This is a genomic window from Corynebacterium sp. zg254, assembly GCF_024701495.1.
GTDB lineage: Bacteria > Actinomycetota > Actinomycetes > Mycobacteriales > Mycobacteriaceae > Corynebacterium > Corynebacterium zhongnanshanii.
Genome location: NZ_WIAR01000002.1, coordinates 130,346 through 146,909, shown reverse-complemented (window position 1 = coordinate 146,909; position 16,564 = coordinate 130,346). Strand labels below are relative to the sequence as shown.

Sequence of the window (16,564 nt, the reverse complement as noted above, 5' to 3'; positions counted from 1 at the left end):
TACGATAAGGACATGACTTATGTGCCAGCTACTAAAGACTCCTTCTCCGTTACCCTCAACGACAACGCGGCAAGCGACGAGAGGGTAGCGGAAATTTTGGCCCAGCCGGGCTTCGGTACGTACTTCACCGATCACATGGTGCTGATTGATTGGGATGCGGATGCTGGCTGGCACGACGCACGCGTGGTTCCCTACGCGCCACTGCAACTGGATCCCGCCACGTCCGTGCTGCATTACGGACAGGCAATCTTCGAGGGCCTGAAGGGCTACCGCCAGGAAGACGGATCCATCCAAACGTTCCGCCCGGAGCGCAACGCCGCTCGCTTCCAGGACTCCGCCGAGCGTCTGGCCATGCCGAAGCTCCCCGAGGAGCTGTTCATTGAATCCCTCAAGCAGCTCACCGCCGTGGATCACCGCTGGGTCCCTGCGGCCGGTGGCGAGGAAGCCCTGTACTACCGGCCTTTTATGATCTCCCAAGAGGTGGGCCTGGGCGTGCACCCGGCGAACTCCTACACCTTCTGCGTGATCGCCTCCCCGGCCGGTGCGTACTTTAAGGGTGGCGTGAAGCCCGTGTCCGTGTGGTTGGCCACCGAGTACGTCCGCGCGGTGCGCGGTGGCACCGGTGCCGCCAAGTTCGCGGGCAACTACGCCGCCTCCCTCATCGCCCAGTCCTTCGCAGAGCAGCAGGGCTGCGACCAGGTGGTGTGGTTGGACGCCGTGGAGCACAAGTACGTGGAGGAAATGGGAGGCATGAACCTTGCCTTCGTCTACGGCTCCGGCGACAACGTCACCCTGGTGACACCGGAGCTCACGGGATCCCTGCTGCCGGGCGTGACGCGTTCCTCGCTGCTGGATATTGCTGAGGACCTGGGGTACACCGTGGAAGAGCGTCTGATCTCCACTGAAGAGTGGGAGCGCGCAGCCACCAGCGGAGAGATGACGGAGGCCTTCGCCTGCGGCACCGCCGCTGTGGTCACACCCGTCGGTGTGGTGAAGCACAAGGGCGGCGAGTTCCAGGTTAACGGCGGCGAGGCCGGCGAGATCACCATGAAGCTTCGCGAGCACCTCACCGGAATCCAGCGCGGATCCGTGGAGGATGTTCACGGCTGGATGGTCACGCTGAAGGACTAACCGTCCGCAACAGCGTATGGCCTCACGGCTCACGGACTCAATCAACAGCCACCGTGAGCCAAACACTTGGTAGTGACCGCTAGTCAGTTACCCGGGGCACCGTGCGCCACGCATGCCGAATGATCGGCAGGGCGAGCAACGCGCAGGTGCCCTGATCTGTGTCTAGAGACAGATCCAACAGTGGCGTCAGATCCAGGTACGCCAACGCCTCCCGGGTCGCCGGCTCCGTCCCCGCCGACGCAGCCGCCCACCACTCACTTGCACCAGGCACCATCGCGTGTGCCACCAGGGCCGCAGCAGCCACCCCGGCGCCATCGAACACCACAGGGGTGCGGCGCACCGCGGCCTGCGCCAACAGTCCCACCAGCACCGCAAGATCCGCGCTCCCAGCCTTGCGCAGCACGCGCTGCGCCGCGGCACGATCGTCCCGGACGCGGTACATCGCATCGCGGATATAGGTGACCTTCTGTCGCCACGCGCTGTCATCTATGCCCGAGCCGCGCCCCACCACGCGCACGGGTTCCACCGTGCAGAGGCTGCCTACCACCACTGCGGCAGTGGACGTGAGGCCGCGTCCATGATCGCCGACCAACAACAGGGAGACCCCCGAATCGGCCTGGGCGTCCGCAAGATCCATCCCAGCCCGCACGGCAGAGTCGAACTCCTCCTCCGTCAAAGCATCGCCCCGATCTGCGGGGTGGGCCTGTGGGGCGTGACGCTGGGCGTCGACCCATAACGATTCAACATGGACATCATCGGCGGTCAGCTCCAGGGATTCGTCCAACCCCGCCTGGCCCGCAGACACATGGGAGATTTCCGGGATCGCCTCACCCACGGGGTGATTGCCAGCGACCACAATGTGGCGCACGTTCTCCAGCCCCGCATCGGCGTGGGCGTCCTTCGCCGGCATGCATCCCGCGAGCCACAGGGCAATGGAGCCGAGGCCATCGCCCGGGTTGACGGTCGCGGTGGATGATGAATGAATTCGACGCCGGCGCGTCCATTGTTCGCGCATCGCGTCACGTGCGGCGTTGTCCGGTGGTGTGACCTGCGGAAACACGATAGAAGTCATCGGGACACGTTCCTAGACGGAATCGCCGATATTCTTCTGCGGAGCAGGAGTGCGGAAACGGCGCAGCATCGTGGCGCGGGTAAACGCATACATACCCAAGTGGAACTTCCCGAAGGGGTTGTCCGGGTAACGCTCATTGACCAGCCTATTGACCCGGCGGCCCACCCAGATGCCTTCCAGCAGAAGGATCAGGAAGATGGCCATCATCACCAGGGACGCGAGGTTGGCAATTTGAGGATTGCGCGTGCCCACCAGCATCACCAGCACGACCACCAGGGTCAGCGGCAGGAAGATGTTCATGATGAACCGCCGGGAGTCAATGAAGTCACGCACCAGGCGCTTCTCGCGGCCCTTATCGCGCTCCATCAAGTACTTCTCATCGCCCGCCATCATGCGCTCGTTGGCCTTGCGGCGCTCCCGCGCGGCCTCATCGCGCTGACGCTGCTTCATCGCCTTGTACTCTTCCTTGGACATCGACTGCTTCAGTTCCTTGCGGCGCTTGCGCGCCTCGGCTGGGGTGGTCGGAGCTTCGAAGGATGTACGACGAACGCCCGCTTGGCGCTCAACCTCGTTGCGCTTGGGCGTGGGCTTGCCCTTTTTCGGAGTGAACGCGGCGCTGCGGGTAGGCGCGGAAGAGTCGGTGGACTCTGCGGAGTTAGGTTCTGCGGAGTTCGCGTGAGTGGAGTTCGCCTCGGCAGCGGCGGTGGACTTTTCGGACGATTTCGGCTTTTTCACGCTTAACAGGTTAGAGCAGCGAGAATCTTTAGTCTATAAAGGCACGCGGGAAGGGGAGCGGGCCTAGTGGCATAGGTTCAGACCTTAGTGGCATAGGTTCAGACCAGGGTGTAGTTTATGAGGGGTAGACCTATCGGGAGTGTCCCGATATCCTTGGGATCTCGTGAGCTCGTAATAGGAGTGATCGTGGGGTTCAGACATAAGGAAAGTAGAGGACGCACATGACTGCTCCAGAATCTTTGACGGGTGTTGAGCTGACCCCAGCAGCTCAGGAAAAGGCCGCAGCGTTGCTGGCTCAGGAAGGCCGTGACGACCTGGCCTTGCGCATTGCAGTTCAGCCCGGTGGATGCGCCGGCCTGCGCTACCAGCTGTTCTTCGATGATCGTCAGCTGGACGGCGACATTGTTGACCACTTCGACGGAGTGAACCTGGTGGTTGACCGCATGTCTTCCCCATACCTCACCGGCGCGAAGATTGACTTCGCGGACACCATCGAGTCCCAGGGCTTCACCATCGACAACCCCAACGCCACCGGCTCCTGCGCCTGCGGTGACTCCTTCTCCTGATTCCAGCGTGATTGAGCAGAAGCCGCTGGGAGGCTTGTCGGCTTCTAGTACTACGAAGGTCCCCACCCGTGACGGGTGGGGACCTTCTGTGATGTGTGGAGGACCCAGGGGAGGGCACTCAGAGGAGGACGCCTAGAGGCGTACCGGGTAGTCCCGCTGGTCGATGTCCGGCGTGATCCGGTGCTCCACGAAGATACCGTGCCAGATCATGAAGCACAGTACCGTCCAAATACGGCGGGAGTGATCTGGGCCGGAACCGGAGTTCATGGCCGTCCTGTGCTCGTCCAGCATCGCCAGGACCTCGGCCTTGTTGAAGATATGGTCGGTCTGGGATGCCTCGATGTTCTCCTTGGCCCAGCCGTAGAGCTCATCGCCGGCCAACCAGTGGCGCAGCGGAACAGGGAAGCCGAGCTTCTTCCGGTTCAACACGTGCTCCGGAACGATGAACTCCATGGCCTTGCGCAGCGCGTACTTGGTGGTGCCGTGGGAGACCTTCAGCTCGTGAGGCAAAGTCTCGGCAACCTCGAAGACCACCTTGTCCAGGAACGGAACGCGCAGCTCCAGCGAGTTGGCCATGTTGATCTTGTCGGCCTTCACCAGGATGTCGCCGCGCATCCACGTGAACAGGTCCAGGTGCTGCATGCGTGCCACGGGGTCCATGGACGTGGACTTCGCATAGATTGGGGCGGTGACTTCACGGTGGTCCCACTCCGGGCGGATTTCTCGCAGCACGCGCTCGAGCTGCTGGTAGTTAAAGGACCGAGCGTTGCCGTAGTAGCGGTCCTCCATGCTCATGGTGCCGCGCTGCAGCAGGGACTTTCCGCGCACGCCCTCTGGCATGGCGTCGCCCACCTTCGCCAGGACCTTCTTCAGGGGAGAGGGAACCTTATCGAACGGCGCCAGGGACAGTGGCTCCTTGTAGATCGTGTAGCCACCGAAGAGCTCATCGGCACCCTCGCCCGACAGGACGACCTTCACGTGCTTACGTGCCTCGGCGGCCACGAAGTGCAGCGGCACCAGCGCAGGGTCCGCTACGGGATCGTCCAAGTACCAGATGATCTGCGGGATAGCAGCCGCGAATTCCTCGGGGGAGACCACCTTGACGATGTGCTCCACGCCGATCGCCGCGGCGGATTCCGCCGCCACGTCGATCTCCGAGTAGCCCTCTCGCTCGAAGCCGGTGGTGAACGTCAGCAGGTTCGGGTTGTGACGCTTCGCCAGGGTGGCGATGGCGGTGGAGTCGATACCGCCGGACAGGAAGGAGCCCACGGTCACATCCGCGCGCATGTGCTTCTCCACGGAATCTTCCAGAGCCTCGGCGATCTTCTTAAAGACCTGCGTCTCCGAACCGGACGATACGGGGCGAACTGGAAACGTCGGCTCGAACCATCGAGTCTCCTGCAGCGTGCCGCCAGGGGTAATGATGCCGTAGGAACCGGACTCCAGGCGTCGGATTCCACGATGAAGGGTCTCCGGCTCGGGCACGTATTGGAGGTCGGTGTAGTGGGCGATGGCGCGGATGTCGAGCTCCTCGGACAGGCCGATCGCGTCCGCCATGGACAGGATGCACTTCTTCTCGGAGCCAAAGGCCGTGCCCGCGGAGGTGGTCGCCACGAACATTGGCTTAATGCCGAATTGGTCACGGGCGATGAACAGGGATTGCTCGGCCGAATCCCACACGGCGAAGGCAAACATGCCGCGCAGGTGGTGCACCACGTCGGGGCCCCAGTGGTGGAATCCCACCACGATCGGCTCGCCATCACCTTCAGTATTAAAGGTGTAGCCTTCGGCCTGAAGCTCCTCGCGTAGCTCCAGGTAATTGTAGATCTCACCGTTGAAGGTCAAGGTGTAGCGCTTGTCGTCACCCTCTGGTCCCCATTGCAGAGGCTGGTGCGAGTGATCAATGTCAATGATGGACAGACGGTTGAATCCGAACACCACGTTGTCGTCGTGCCACGTGCCACTGTCATCCGGGCCGCGATGATGCATGCACGGGAGGGCCGCTTCCACGGCGTTGACGTATTGATCTGCTGAGCCGTCGGCGGCAATGAAACCTAGCAATCCACACATGAGATCGCACTTTACGCTGTGAACCGTGTGCTAACCACCTGCCACGCTGTGAGGCCGGTGGAGATCTGCCTCTATATCCGACGCCTGGCGCGCTTTTCTCTGGCGTGCGAGCGCAACCGGGGTCTCGCAAAAAAGTGGGATAGATCACGCCCGTGCCCCAGTTGGGGGCAAATAGGGGGACGATACCCCGGAAATGTGGGGTTTGAATGGATGTGATGATGGCAAGTGAGGATAAATGCACTAAAGTCATTCGTTGAAGTGGTCTGGTTTTGCTTCACGCTATGTACTGCAGATAGCGACAGGTTTTCACAAGCCGGCGATACCAGCACCAAACGACGTGTTAATGAGGAAGGCAATAATCGCGTGGAACAGCGAAAAGTACACGGTTTGACTCGCCGTCTTGGCTTGGCAGGCGTACTGGGCTTCAGTGGCCTTGCCCTGGCTGGTTGTACCGTAAATCCACCAGAGAATAAGTTCTTTGAACTGCTGCGTTTCGGTTGGCCGAAGGGCATCACCCCAGAGGCCCAGCAGCTGGGCAACTTCTGGGTGTGGGTCTGGGTAGCTGCCTGGATCATCGGCTTCATCATGTGGGGCCTGATGTTCTTTGTGATGGCACGCTACAACGACAAGGCTCGCACCCGCCGTGGTGATCACGAGGAGTTCCCTCGTCAGACCGCCTACAACGTGCCACTTGAGTTGGTTCTGACCCTGATGCCAGTGCTGACCGTTCTGACCCTGTTCTTCTTCAACGTTCAGGCTCAGGATGAGGCCACCGCACTGGACAAGGACCCAGAGGTGACCGTGGACGTGACCGCATTCCAGTGGAACTGGAAGTTCGGCTACGCCAATGTCTACGGTGAGAAGCTGACCGACGAGGCTGCACAGAAGGCAGCTGAGGAGTCCAAGTACGAGGATCTGGGCGTGGATAAGCACGGCCACCCAATCCCAGGACCAATCCACGGCAAGTCTAAGGATGACTACAGCCACCTGCGTTTCAGCAAGATTGAGACCACCGGCACCACCGAAGAGATCCCAGTTCTGGTTCTTCCTTCCAACACCGCCATCGAGTTCGACCTGGCATCCGCTGACGTGTCCCACGCCTTCTGGGTTCCTGAGTTCCTCTTCAAGCGCGATGTGTACAACCACCCTGAGGCGAACCAGCAGGAGCGTCGCTTCCAGGTGCGCGAGATCAACAAGGAAGGCGCATTCGTCGGCCGTTGTGCTGAGATGTGTGGTACCTACCACGCGATGATGAACTTCGAGATCCGCGTTGTGTCCCCTGAGAAGTTCAAGCAGTACATCGAGTTCCGTAAGCAGAACCCAGATGCACCGAACTCCGCGGCACTGAAGGAGATCAACGAAGCTCCATACGCAACCTCCACTCACCCATTCGAGACCGAGCGTGCGGGTACCCGTACCGCCAATGAAAACTACACCGACCGCAACGCGGCGTAGTAGAAAATACTTCAGGAAAGAGAGAATCTGACATGGCTTCAGGCGCAAAACTCTTCTACGGTATCGCACTGTTCTTCGCTATCGTCACCACGGTCTACATCATCGGAACCATCACCGTGGACCACTCCGCGGCACTGAAGGGCATCGAGTGGTCCGGCGTGGTCGGCATGACCCTGGGTGGCCTGCTGGCATTGATGCTGGCTGTGTACCTGCACCTCACCGAGTCCAAGTCCGACATCGGACCTGCTGACTGGGAAGAAGCAGAGATCGAGGACGGAGAGGGCGTTTTGGGCTTCTTCTCTGCAAGCTCCATCTGGCCTTTCGCAATGACCGTGTCCATCGTGATCCTGGGACTCGGCATTGGCTTTTGGCACTACTGGCTGATCGTGGCCGGCGCTGTGTGCCTGATCTACACCGCAACGATGCTGAACCTGCAGTACGGTCTTCCACCAGAGAAGCACTAGTCACGCGCTGACTACCCTCATTACCTAAAAGGGTGGGCTAGGAATCCTGATTAAGGATTCCTAGCCCACCCTTTTCGTAGCTCAGCGGCCGGTTCGTGGCTCAGCGGGTGGCGCCGAGCCTGTTACGTGGTGGCAGTGAGTGTATTAGGACGTGGCGGTGAGCAGAGCCTTCTGTGCCGCGCCAGACTCCAGAGACTCACGCACGAACGGCAGCTGCTGAAGGATCGCTTCCTTGATGGAGTCCGCGTCGGTGGCGTCTCCCCAGCCCGTGACGGTCGCGCGCGCTGCCGCCGCATTCATTAAGACCGCAGCCTTGACCGGGCCGTCCAATTCCCCGGCGAAGAGCTGCTGGGCAACGGTGGCGTTGAACGCTGCATCGCCGCCACGGAGGGACTCAAGCGACGCGGTCTCGAAACCATAGTCCTCGGGGGAGAGGTCGAAGTGGGTGATGCTTCCGTCGGAATTGGTGGCGACTACGTGGGTGGGGCCGGAGATGGTGATCTCGTCCATGCCGTCGTGTCCACGAACCACCAGAACCCTATCGCCGCGCTGAGCAAAGGCGCGAGCCATGACCTCCTGCTGGTCCTCAAACGCGCAGCCAATCAGCCCGTAGCGCGGCTGAGCAGGGTTGGTGAGCGGTCCCAGAAGGTTAAATAGCGTGGGCACCTTGAGCTCCGAGCGCACGGGGCCTGCGAAACGCATCGCAGGGTGATAGGTCTTGGCGAACATGAACCCAAAGTGTGTACGGGCCATGTCCTTGACGATCTCCTCGGGCGTGCGCTCAATGCGGTAGCCCAATTGCTCCAGAAGATCCGCGCCGCCGCACTTGGAGCTGGCTGCACGGTTACCGTGCTTGACCACAGTGGTCCCCAGTCCCGCCAGCACGAAGCTCGCCATGGTGGAGATATTGACCGTGTGGTGGCCATCGCCGCCCGTGCCGACGATGTCCACGGCATCCGTGATGTCCCCGGTGTCTACCGTTTGGGCGAAGCTGCTCATCGTCTCCGCGGCTGCGGCCAATTCCTCAGGCGTAATGCCCTTGACCTTGATTCCGAACGCAAAGGCGGAAATCTGGGCGGGCGTAGCCTCTCCGCCCATAATCTGAGACATTGCCCAGTGCACCGCCGCGTCGGGAAGAGCGTCGCCAGAGCCGATCAGGTTCAACACTCCGGGCCAGGACCAGTCCTGAGAAGAGCGAGATGCCGGTGTATCGGCGGTATCTGAGTTGATGTTGATGTGGTTCATGCCACCATGGTAGTCAGCATGCTTTTGGGTCGTGATACTGGGGTTGCACGTGAGGCAGGAGGGGCGTGAGGCTGGGCGTCGGATATCAATCAAAGAAAGTTCCCAACAATCCCAAGAGATTTTTCCACTAGCCCCAAAGGGGTGGGTTTGACAGCTTCCCCCAAGGTTTTACCTGCATTTTTACAGAAAGCTGCAAGAAAACGCCCCCGATGAATCGACTTACACCCCTCGAACCGTCATACTAATAAGCGTGACGAGCGCAGTTGAAAACCCAGGTATGGCAGCACCACAGCGTGTTGCGACATTGAACCGTCCAAATATGGTCAGTGTCGGCACGATTGTGTTCCTGTCTCAAGAATTAATGTTCTTTGCTGGTCTGTTCGCGATGTACTTCGTGTCCAAGGCCAACTCCGGAGGGAATTGGCCCTCCGAACCGACCGAGCTGAATGTGCCATTCGCGGCGGGAATCACCATCATCCTGGTGGCGTCCTCCGTGACCGCACAGTTTGGCGTGTTCGCAGCGGAGAGGGGAGACGTATTCGGATTGCGTAAGTGGTACGCAATCTCTGCTCTGATGGGACTTGTGTTCCTCATCGGACAGGGCTACGAGTACGCACACCTCGTGCAGCACGGCACCACCATCCCAGGTTCCGTGTACGGCTCCGCCTTCTACATCACCACCGGCTTCCACGGTGCCCACGTTCTCGCGGGTGTCCTGGCCTTCGGTGTGGTGCTGCTGCGAACCGCTAAATCTAAGTTCACCCCAGCGCAGGCAACCGCTGCCGTTGTTGTGTCTTACTACTGGCACTTCGTCGACGTGGTCTGGATTGCACTGTGGATCACCATTTACTTCATCCAGTAGGCCGTAACGGTCGCTGGGTGTAAACACCCGAACGGCCTACAGCCCATCAAACTTCCATTGACGAATCTTTAGAGGGAACAAGATGGAAACACATTCCACACACGCAGACGCTAGCCAGCAGGCTAGCGGTGCCACGAGCGGTGCGACCGCTCGTCGGCGGCGCAGGATCCGTAAGGCTCTGGCGAGTGCCTTGGCGTTGGCTTTCGCATTGACCGGTGCCGGATTCCTGGCCAACGCATTAACTCCTGACGCTCAGACCGCAGTGGCTCGCCAGGACGAGACCGCTTTGGTGGAGCAGGGTAAGGAGATCTACGAGATTGCTTGTATCACCTGCCACGGTGCCAACCTTCAAGGTGTGAAGGATCGTGGACCTTCTCTGGTCGGTGTTGGCGAAGGTGCCGTGTACTTCCAGGTGCACTCCGGCCGCATGCCGATGCTCCGCAACGAAGCACAGGCCGCTCGCAAGCAGCCACGCTACTCCGAGCAGCAGACCCTGGCTCTGGCCGCATACGTCAACGCTAATGGTGGCGGCCCAGGAATCGTTCGCGACGAGGACGGCACCATCTCCATGGAGTCCCTGCGCGGAAAGAACAACCAGAACGGCAAGATTGACCCAGCTGACGTAGCTCGCGGTTCCGATCTGTTCCGTTTGAACTGTGCATCCTGCCACAACTTCACCGGCCGTGGTGGAGCACTGTCTGGCGGTAAGTACGCACCGGTTCTGGACCCAGCAAACGAGCAGGAAATCTACCAGGCTATGCTGACCGGTCCACAGAACATGCCTAAGTTCTCCGATCGCCAGCTGACCGCTGATGAGAAGAAGGACATCATCGCTTTCATCAAGTCTTCTAAGGAGACCCCTAACCAAGGTGGTTACGGACTGGGCGGAATCGGTCCAGTGACTGAGGGCATGCTGATGTGGTTCTTCGGCATCGTTATTATGATCGCCTTCGCAATGTGGATTGGATCTCGCTCATGAGTGATGTGAATCGTAACTACACAAACGAAGAGCTCGACAAGATGAGCAATGATGAGCTTGCCCGTCTCGGAACTGAGCTCGACGGCGTTACCGTTGCCTACCGCAAGGAACGCTTCCCAGTTGCTGGCGACCCAGCTGAAAAGCGCGCTGAGCGCAAGGTCGCAACCTTCTTTGCACTGTCCGTGCTGATGGGCATCGCGTTCATCGCGGTCTACCTCTTCTGGCCATGGACCTACAAGCACATGGAGCAGGAAGGTCTGTGGACCTACACCCTGTACACCCCACTGCTGGGCGTGACCGGTGGCCTGGCTCTGGTGTTCATGGGTATCGGTATCGCGTCCTACACCAAGACCTTCATTCCTGAAGAGATCTCCGTGCAGACCCGCCACGACGGTCCGTCCGATGAGGTTGACCGCCGTACGCTGGTGGCTCTGCTGAATGACTCTTGGCAGACCTCCACCCTTGGCCGTCGTCCGGTGATCGCCGGTCTGGCCGGTGCTGGTGCGGTGTTGGCTGGAATCAGCATCATCCTGCCACTGGGCGGCATCGTGAAGAACCCATGGAAGCCTAAGGCAATGGGCATCCAGGGTGACGGCACCCTGTGGACCACCGGATGGACCCTTGCCTCCCAGGGCGAGACCGTCTACTTGGGCCGCGACACCGCTGCTATCGCTGAGAAGCACGACGGCCACTACAGCACCAAGGGCGTGTCCCGCTTGGTACGTATGCGTGCTGAGGACCTGGACGCCGGAGCCATGGAAACGGTCTTCCCTATGACCGAGGACATGATCAACGACGGCGATGTCTACGATGCTAACCGGGATGTCTACGAGGAGCACATGCACTCCATTCACGGCCCACGTAACGCCGTGATGCTGATCCGCCTGCGCCACGCAGACGCCCTGAAGGCTATCCCACGTGAAGGTCAGGAAGACTTCCACTACGGTGACTACTTCGCATACTCCAAGATTTGTACCCACATCGGCTGCCCTACGTCCCTGTACGAGCAGCAGACCAACCGCATCCTCTGCCCATGCCACCAGTCGCAGTTCGATGCCTTGCAGTACGGTAAGCCAGTCTTCGGCCCCGCTGCACGTGCATTGCCACAGCTGCCGATCACCGTGGACAAAGAGGGCTACCTTATCGCCAAGGGTGACTTCATTGAGCCTGTCGGCCCTGCATTCTGGGAGCGTCGTTCATGAGTAAAACTAAAGTAAACCGCGCAGCACTCGCGGCTAACAACATCGACGAGCGGTACACTGCCTCCGGCATTATCCGCCCAAACATCAACAAGGTGTTCCCAACGCACTGGTCCTTCATGCTGGGCGAGATCGCGTTGTACGCCTTCATCATCCTGATCCTGTCAGGTGTGTACCTCACCCTGTTCTTCGATCCTTCGATGAGCAAGGTGATCTACGACGGTGCCTACGCACCACTGAACGGTGTGGAAATGTCCGCGGCATACCACACTGCGCTGAACATTTCCTTTGAGGTGCGTGGCGGACTCTTCATCCGCCAGGTCCACCACTGGGCGGCACTGTTGTTCGCCATCTCCATCATGGTGCACATGTTCCGCATCTTCTTCACGGGTGCGTTCCGTAAGCCACGTGAGGCGAACTGGGTCATCGGCTGCTTGCTGCTGCTCCTGTCTGTGGCAGAAGGCTTCTTCGGCTACTCCCTGCCAGACGACCTGCTGTCCGGTGTTGGTCTGCGCATTATGTCCGCCATCGTTGTGGCCCTGCCAATCGTTGGTACCTGGCTGCACTGGATCATGTTCGCTGGCGACTTCCCAGGCGAGATCATCATTCCTCGCCTGTACATCGCACACGTTCTGCTGATCCCAGGCATCCTGCTGGCTCTGATTGCTGCCCACGTTGCTCTGGTCTGGTACCAGAAGCACACCCAGTTTCCTGGACCGGGCCGCATCGAGAACAACGTTGTGGGTATCCGAATCCTGCCGGTGTTCGGTATCAAGGCCGCATCCTTCGGTCTGTTCACCTTTGGTGTGATCGCACTGCTGAGTGGTCTGTTCCAGATCAACGCCATCTGGAACCTGGGTCCATACAACCCATCTCAGGTGTCCGCCGGTTCCCAGCCTGATATTTACATGTTGTGGACGGATGGTGCAGCACGTGTTATGCCAGCGTGGGAGCTCTACCTGGGTAACTACACCATCCCCGCCGTGTTCTGGGTAGCCCTGCTCCTCGGAATCCTGGTGGCCCTGCTGTTCGCCTACCCATGGATCGAGCAGAAGATGACGGGCGACACCGCCCACCACAATCTTCTGCAGCGTCCACGCGACGTGCCTACCCGCACCGCTATCGGTGTGATGGCTATCGTGTTCTACGTTCTGCTGACGATCTCCGGTGGTAACGACCTGGTTGCGTACCACTTCCAGATCTCCCTGAACGCCATGACCTGGGTTGGTCGCATCGGCCTGGTCCTGCTGCCACCGATCGCGTACTTCATCACCTACCGTCTGTGCATCAGCCTGCAGCGCAATGACCGCGAGGTTCTGGAGCATGGTATCGAGACCGGTACCATCCGCCAGCTGGCTAGCGGTGAGTTCATCGAAGTTCACCAGCCACTGGGCCCTGTGGACGAGCACGGCCACGCTATCCCTCTGGAGTACCAGGGTGCTGCCGTTCCGAAGACCATGAACGAACTTGGCTTCGGTGGTCACCCAGCCCGTGGTTCCTTCTTCAAGGCGGACCCACAGGACATCGTCTCCAAGGTTGAGGACATCGAGCACCGCAACCACCTGGAGCAGAAGGAAATGTTCGAGAAGTTGCAGCAGCGCAACCGCATCGAGCTTGAGGGTGACGATAAGTAAATAGGTACAAGGTTCCTAGCCCAAACGGCTAGGAACACGTACTCTCTCTGCGCTCACAGAATTAATAAAGGCCCCGGACACTGTTCCCTTACAGTGGCCGGGGCCTTTATTCTTGTGCTTGTGGTTCTTTTACACATCGATGGGGAGCTTGGACAGCTCCGCCACAAGGTCGATGGTTGCCGCCACATCAGCCTGCGCGCGGTGCCGTGGCTTATGAGGGGTGTTTAGGAGCTCTGCAAGGCGGTCGAGGCGGTACCTGCCAACCTTCTCACGGGGGATGAGCGCGCGTGCCGCCTCGGCTGTACAGAGAAGCCGAGGCGTGTATGGCCGGTACGCCTGGTCTGTAGCCAGGGCGGCGCGAACGAGTTCGCTTTGTAAAAAGGCGTAATCGAATTGGACATTGTGTCCCACCAACGTGTCAATAGCCGAATCCTGGGCGGGGTAGAAGTCCTCGGCAGGGGCCGTGCCCCCGATGGTGCCAGTATCAAGGTGGAGGAACGCTGTGAGTTCGTCCGTAATCTCCTCAAAGCGCGGCGCTGTGGCGAGGAGACCATCACTTAAGCCCGTGAGATCCGTAATAAAAGGGGAGAGACGCACAGCGGGATTAACAAGCGTGTGGAAGTTCTCAGTCACGCGACCGTTAACAATGCGTGTGGCAGCGATCTCAATGATTCTATCTGAGTGTGGATCAAGGCCAGTGGTCTCGATATCGATTGTGACGCTGTTGTTCTTGGCGCTCTGAAGCTTCTGAATGATCTCTTGCTGTGTTGGGCTCACGTGTGTGAGTGTAGTCGGCAGGCCCTACAGACCGTAGTCTGCACGCACGTTTCTCGTGCTGTGCGTCGCCTCTCAGAACGTTATATAACGGCTGTAGCGCCCCTCTTTTGGGGAATGTGACGCACATCACATTAGAAGTTTTGAGAGTGAATGGGAAGTAATTCTCTCAGGTTTTGATGTTGCTCAGTGTGATCGGTTAGGGCAGTTCATGGGGCACTTCTTGGCTCTGTGGATCGGATACAGTCGGGCAGTTTCCTGAGAAGGTCCGTTTGGTAACGCTTCGTGATCTTGAGCCTCAAGCGCCCGGATTTTGACAACGAATTGGACAACGTTGATAACGTTTCGTAATCTTTGGAAAGTCTTTGGCGCTCCCAATGAGCGTCGACGTTCCTGACTACGCACAGACGGTGCGTGGAGGGTTGACAGTACGCAAGCACACTCGAAAGGTTTTTCTTCCCCATGGGCAAGCACTCTGTAAAGGCGAATCGCACCGTACGTAACTCCGCAGTCATCGCTGCTGTGGGGGTCAGTGCGGCTGTGTTGGCGCCAGCCTCCGCGCAGGCCGCTCAAGCTGTACACATCCCTTCCGGCTTCTCCTTCGACATTCCAGATGAGTTCGCCGCCCAGGCTCAGCCTCACCTGGCTCAGGCCGGCGTGCAGCTGAACGGTGTGGCTCAGCAGGCTGCTGTGTCTCCTCTGGCTGAAAAGATCGCTGCTCCTGTCGCTGGCAACCAGAAGGTTGCGGACTCCGCACTGTCTCAGGTGGGCGCTCCATACCAGTGGGGTGGAACCTCCCCAGCTGGCTTCGACTGCTCCGGTCTGGTTCAGTGGGCATTCGCACAGCACGGCAAGAAGATCCCACGCACCTCTTCCGCTCAGATCGCCGGCGGAAGCCCTGTGAGCCTGTCCAACATTCAGGTGGGTGACGTTGTGGGCTACTACGGCGGCAACTCCCACGTGGCCATCTACATCGGTGACGGCAAGGTTGTGCACGCCATCAACTCCGGCACCCCAGTGAAGGTTACCGACATGAACTACATGCCAGTTAACTCCGTGGTGCGTTTCTAGGCTACGATATAACTATTCGGACATACCGGTCCCGTCTTGAGTAATCAAGGCGGGACCATTGGTGGTTACAGTGCTTTTCACTTCAGCCACTGTGTTCACTCCATTCACTTGTGCCTGTACCCATAGGCCCTGAGCGTTATCAAGAAAGCGACACCACCTCGTGAAGTTGAATTCCGCCCTCCGCACCGCTGCGGTTGTCGTAGCCCTAGGAAGCTCCGCCACGGTCTTGACCATTCCCGCTGCGGTTGCTCAGGATGCACCAGCGCACGCTCCCGCCACACCGGGGGATCGCGCGGCTGAAATTCAAGCTCTGTTGGATAAGCCCATCCCCACCGACGTGGATGCGCTGCTCAAGCACGTGGGCGAGGTCTCCCGCCTTGCCGGGGAAACCAACGATCAGGTGGAAGCGCTCAAGGTCGAGCTGGCTGAGTCCCAGAAGCGCATCGAGGAGGCTAACGCTCGTATTGACGAGGCGCAGCAGCGCAGCGATCAGCGGGTCGCTGAGCTGGAGGTGTCCAAGGGGCGCGTAGAGGATGTCTCCCGTGCTCTCTACAACGGTGGCACGGCGTCGGAGCTCTCGGCGATCTCTGGTTCCGCTGACCCCCGCGAGGCAGTGGAGAAGACCGCGTACCTGGAATCCATCGCCAACCACAACTCCTTTGCCATCAAGGCCGCGGAGGAGGACCTCAAGGGTATCGTGGACGCGCGCAATGATGCAGCCCTTGCCCGCGCGAAGGCTCAAGCCGAGCAGCGCCACGTGGCTCGCCAGCAGGCAGAGCTGGAGTCCCGCTCCGCGCAGCTGGAGGAGCTGAAGCGCACCGTCATGAAGGCCGTGGACAACCTGAGCCCGGCTGACCGCGAACGCTGGGTCGCTCAAAACGGCCCCATCGACGTGAACGTGGACGAGTTCCTCTCCCGTCTGAAGGCTGGCGGCAGCCCCGCGGCCTCCGCGTACGCCCAGGGCGTGGTCGGCGCGGCACTGTCCAAGCTCGGCAGCCCCTACAGCTGGGGTGCTGCAGGCCCGGACGCTTTCGACTGCTCCGGCCTGATGTACTGGTCCTATCAGCAGCAGGGCAAGACCATCCCTCGCACTTCCCAGGCGCAGCTGAACGGTGGCCAGTCCGTGAGCCGTGACTCCATCCAGCCTGGCGACATCGTGGCCTACTACCCAGGCGCCACGCACGTGGGCATGTACATCGGCGATGGCAAGATCGTCCACGCGTCGGACTATGGAATCCCTGTCCAGGTTGTTCCGCTGGATTCCATGCCGATCGTGGGTATTTCCCGCTACTAGGCTGCCCTGTTCC

General features: G+C 59.9%; 15 protein-coding genes. 10 read left to right on the top strand and 5 right to left on the bottom strand.

What is annotated here, in order from left to right; genetic code table 11:
- Window positions 1-12 precede the first annotated feature (12 nt).
- Entirely contained in the window at window positions 13-1,131 is a 1,119-nt protein-coding gene (locus GC425_RS06295) for a branched-chain amino acid aminotransferase (protein ID WP_151844401.1), read from the top strand.
- A gap of 79 nt (window positions 1,132-1,210) precedes the next feature.
- Here the strand turns inward: GC425_RS06295 and GC425_RS06290 are convergent, their stop codons facing one another.
- Window positions 1,211-2,203: a nicotinate-nucleotide--dimethylbenzimidazole phosphoribosyltransferase gene (locus tag GC425_RS06290; protein WP_257822581.1), complete on the bottom strand. Its 993-nt coding sequence runs from the start codon at window positions 2,201-2,203 to the stop codon at window positions 1,211-1,213.
- A 12-nt stretch (window positions 2,204-2,215) separates the two neighbouring features.
- On the bottom strand, window positions 2,216-2,938 hold the full coding sequence (locus tag GC425_RS06285; RefSeq protein WP_151843052.1) for a DUF3043 domain-containing protein: 723 nt from the start codon (window positions 2,936-2,938) through the stop codon (window positions 2,216-2,218).
- A gap of 221 nt (window positions 2,939-3,159) precedes the next feature.
- Between GC425_RS06285 and GC425_RS06280 the strand changes: the two genes are divergently transcribed.
- Window positions 3,160-3,504, top strand: a complete 345-nt coding sequence (locus GC425_RS06280) for an iron-sulfur cluster assembly accessory protein (protein WP_151843053.1) — start codon at window positions 3,160-3,162, stop codon at window positions 3,502-3,504.
- A 132-nt stretch (window positions 3,505-3,636) separates the two neighbouring features.
- On the opposite strand, the gene asnB is transcribed toward GC425_RS06280, so the two are convergent.
- A complete protein-coding gene (asnB, locus tag GC425_RS06275) occupies window positions 3,637-5,574 on the bottom strand; it encodes an asparagine synthase (glutamine-hydrolyzing) (protein WP_151844399.1) in 1,938 nt (645 codons plus the stop codon).
- Between the two features lie 363 nt (window positions 5,575-5,937).
- Here asnB and GC425_RS06270 point away from each other — a divergent pair, with 363 nt between their 5' ends.
- Both GC425_RS06270 and GC425_RS06265 read left to right on the top strand, forming a co-directional pair.
- Window positions 5,938-7,029 carry a cytochrome c oxidase subunit II gene (locus GC425_RS06270; protein ID WP_151843055.1) on the top strand — a complete coding sequence of 364 codons (1,092 nt, stop codon included), beginning with the start codon at window positions 5,938-5,940 and terminating at the stop codon, window positions 7,027-7,029.
- Between the two features lie 32 nt (window positions 7,030-7,061).
- Window positions 7,062-7,493 carry a cytochrome c oxidase subunit 4 gene (locus GC425_RS06265; protein WP_151843056.1) on the top strand — a complete coding sequence of 144 codons (432 nt, stop codon included), beginning with the start codon at window positions 7,062-7,064 and terminating at the stop codon, window positions 7,491-7,493.
- 144 nt (window positions 7,494-7,637) lie between these two features.
- Here GC425_RS06265 and trpD read toward each other — a convergent pair whose 3' ends face one another.
- The gene (gene trpD / locus GC425_RS06260) at window positions 7,638-8,738 is read right to left on the bottom strand and encodes an anthranilate phosphoribosyltransferase (protein ID WP_151843057.1); all 1,101 of its coding nucleotides are present in this window, start codon (window positions 8,736-8,738) and stop codon (window positions 7,638-7,640) included.
- 250 nt (window positions 8,739-8,988) lie between these two features.
- Here trpD and GC425_RS06255 point away from each other — a divergent pair, with 250 nt between their 5' ends.
- The 4 genes from GC425_RS06255 (at window position 8,989) to GC425_RS06240 (ending at window position 13,412) form a co-directional block, all read left to right on the top strand.
- The gene (locus GC425_RS06255) at window positions 8,989-9,600 is read left to right on the top strand and encodes a heme-copper oxidase subunit III (RefSeq protein ID WP_151843058.1); all 612 of its coding nucleotides are present in this window, start codon (window positions 8,989-8,991) and stop codon (window positions 9,598-9,600) included.
- An 82-nt stretch (window positions 9,601-9,682) separates the two neighbouring features.
- A complete protein-coding gene (locus tag GC425_RS06250) occupies window positions 9,683-10,579 on the top strand; it encodes a c-type cytochrome (protein WP_151844398.1) in 897 nt (298 codons plus the stop codon).
- A complete protein-coding gene (locus GC425_RS06245) occupies window positions 10,576-11,781 on the top strand; it encodes a ubiquinol-cytochrome c reductase iron-sulfur subunit (protein WP_151844397.1) in 1,206 nt (401 codons plus the stop codon). Before GC425_RS06250 ends, GC425_RS06245 begins: the two co-directional genes overlap by 4 nt.
- Entirely contained in the window at window positions 11,778-13,412 is a 1,635-nt protein-coding gene (locus GC425_RS06240) for a cytochrome bc complex cytochrome b subunit (protein WP_151843061.1), read from the top strand. The genes GC425_RS06245 and GC425_RS06240 overlap by 4 nt, the downstream gene beginning before the upstream one ends.
- Before the next feature lie 129 nt (window positions 13,413-13,541).
- Here the strand turns inward: GC425_RS06240 and GC425_RS06235 are convergent, their stop codons facing one another.
- Window positions 13,542-14,189, bottom strand: a complete 648-nt coding sequence (locus GC425_RS06235) for a PolC-type DNA polymerase III (protein ID WP_231699749.1) — start codon at window positions 14,187-14,189, stop codon at window positions 13,542-13,544.
- 459 nt (window positions 14,190-14,648) lie between these two features.
- Here GC425_RS06235 and GC425_RS06230 point away from each other — a divergent pair, with 459 nt between their 5' ends.
- Both GC425_RS06230 and GC425_RS06225 read left to right on the top strand, forming a co-directional pair.
- The gene (locus tag GC425_RS06230) at window positions 14,649-15,257 is read left to right on the top strand and encodes an NlpC/P60 family protein (protein ID WP_151844396.1); all 609 of its coding nucleotides are present in this window, start codon (window positions 14,649-14,651) and stop codon (window positions 15,255-15,257) included.
- A gap of 160 nt (window positions 15,258-15,417) precedes the next feature.
- Window positions 15,418-16,551, top strand: a complete 1,134-nt coding sequence (locus GC425_RS06225) for an NlpC/P60 family protein (RefSeq protein WP_231699748.1) — start codon at window positions 15,418-15,420, stop codon at window positions 16,549-16,551.
- Window positions 16,552-16,564: the final 13 nt, after the last annotated feature.

Coding starts and splice junctions, on each gene's coding strand:
- GC425_RS06240 (WP_151843061.1), top strand. CDS start 11,778: ATGAGTAAAACTAAAGTAAACCGCGCAGCACTCGCGGCTAACAACATC.
- GC425_RS06295 (WP_151844401.1), top strand. CDS start 13: ATGACTTATGTGCCAGCTACTAAAGACTCCTTCTCCGTTACCCTCAAC.
- GC425_RS06245 (WP_151844397.1), top strand. CDS start 10,576: ATGAGTGATGTGAATCGTAACTACACAAACGAAGAGCTCGACAAGATG.
- asnB (WP_151844399.1), bottom strand. CDS start 5,574: ATGTGTGGATTGCTAGGTTTCATTGCCGCCGACGGCTCAGCAGATCAA.
- trpD (WP_151843057.1), bottom strand. CDS start 8,738: ATGAACCACATCAACATCAACTCAGATACCGCCGATACACCGGCATCT.
- GC425_RS06265 (WP_151843056.1), top strand. CDS start 7,062: ATGGCTTCAGGCGCAAAACTCTTCTACGGTATCGCACTGTTCTTCGCT.
- GC425_RS06290 (WP_257822581.1), bottom strand. CDS start 2,203: ATGACTTCTATCGTGTTTCCGCAGGTCACACCACCGGACAACGCCGCA.
- GC425_RS06280 (WP_151843053.1), top strand. CDS start 3,160: ATGACTGCTCCAGAATCTTTGACGGGTGTTGAGCTGACCCCAGCAGCT.
- GC425_RS06250 (WP_151844398.1), top strand. CDS start 9,683: ATGGAAACACATTCCACACACGCAGACGCTAGCCAGCAGGCTAGCGGT.
- GC425_RS06230 (WP_151844396.1), top strand. CDS start 14,649: ATGGGCAAGCACTCTGTAAAGGCGAATCGCACCGTACGTAACTCCGCA.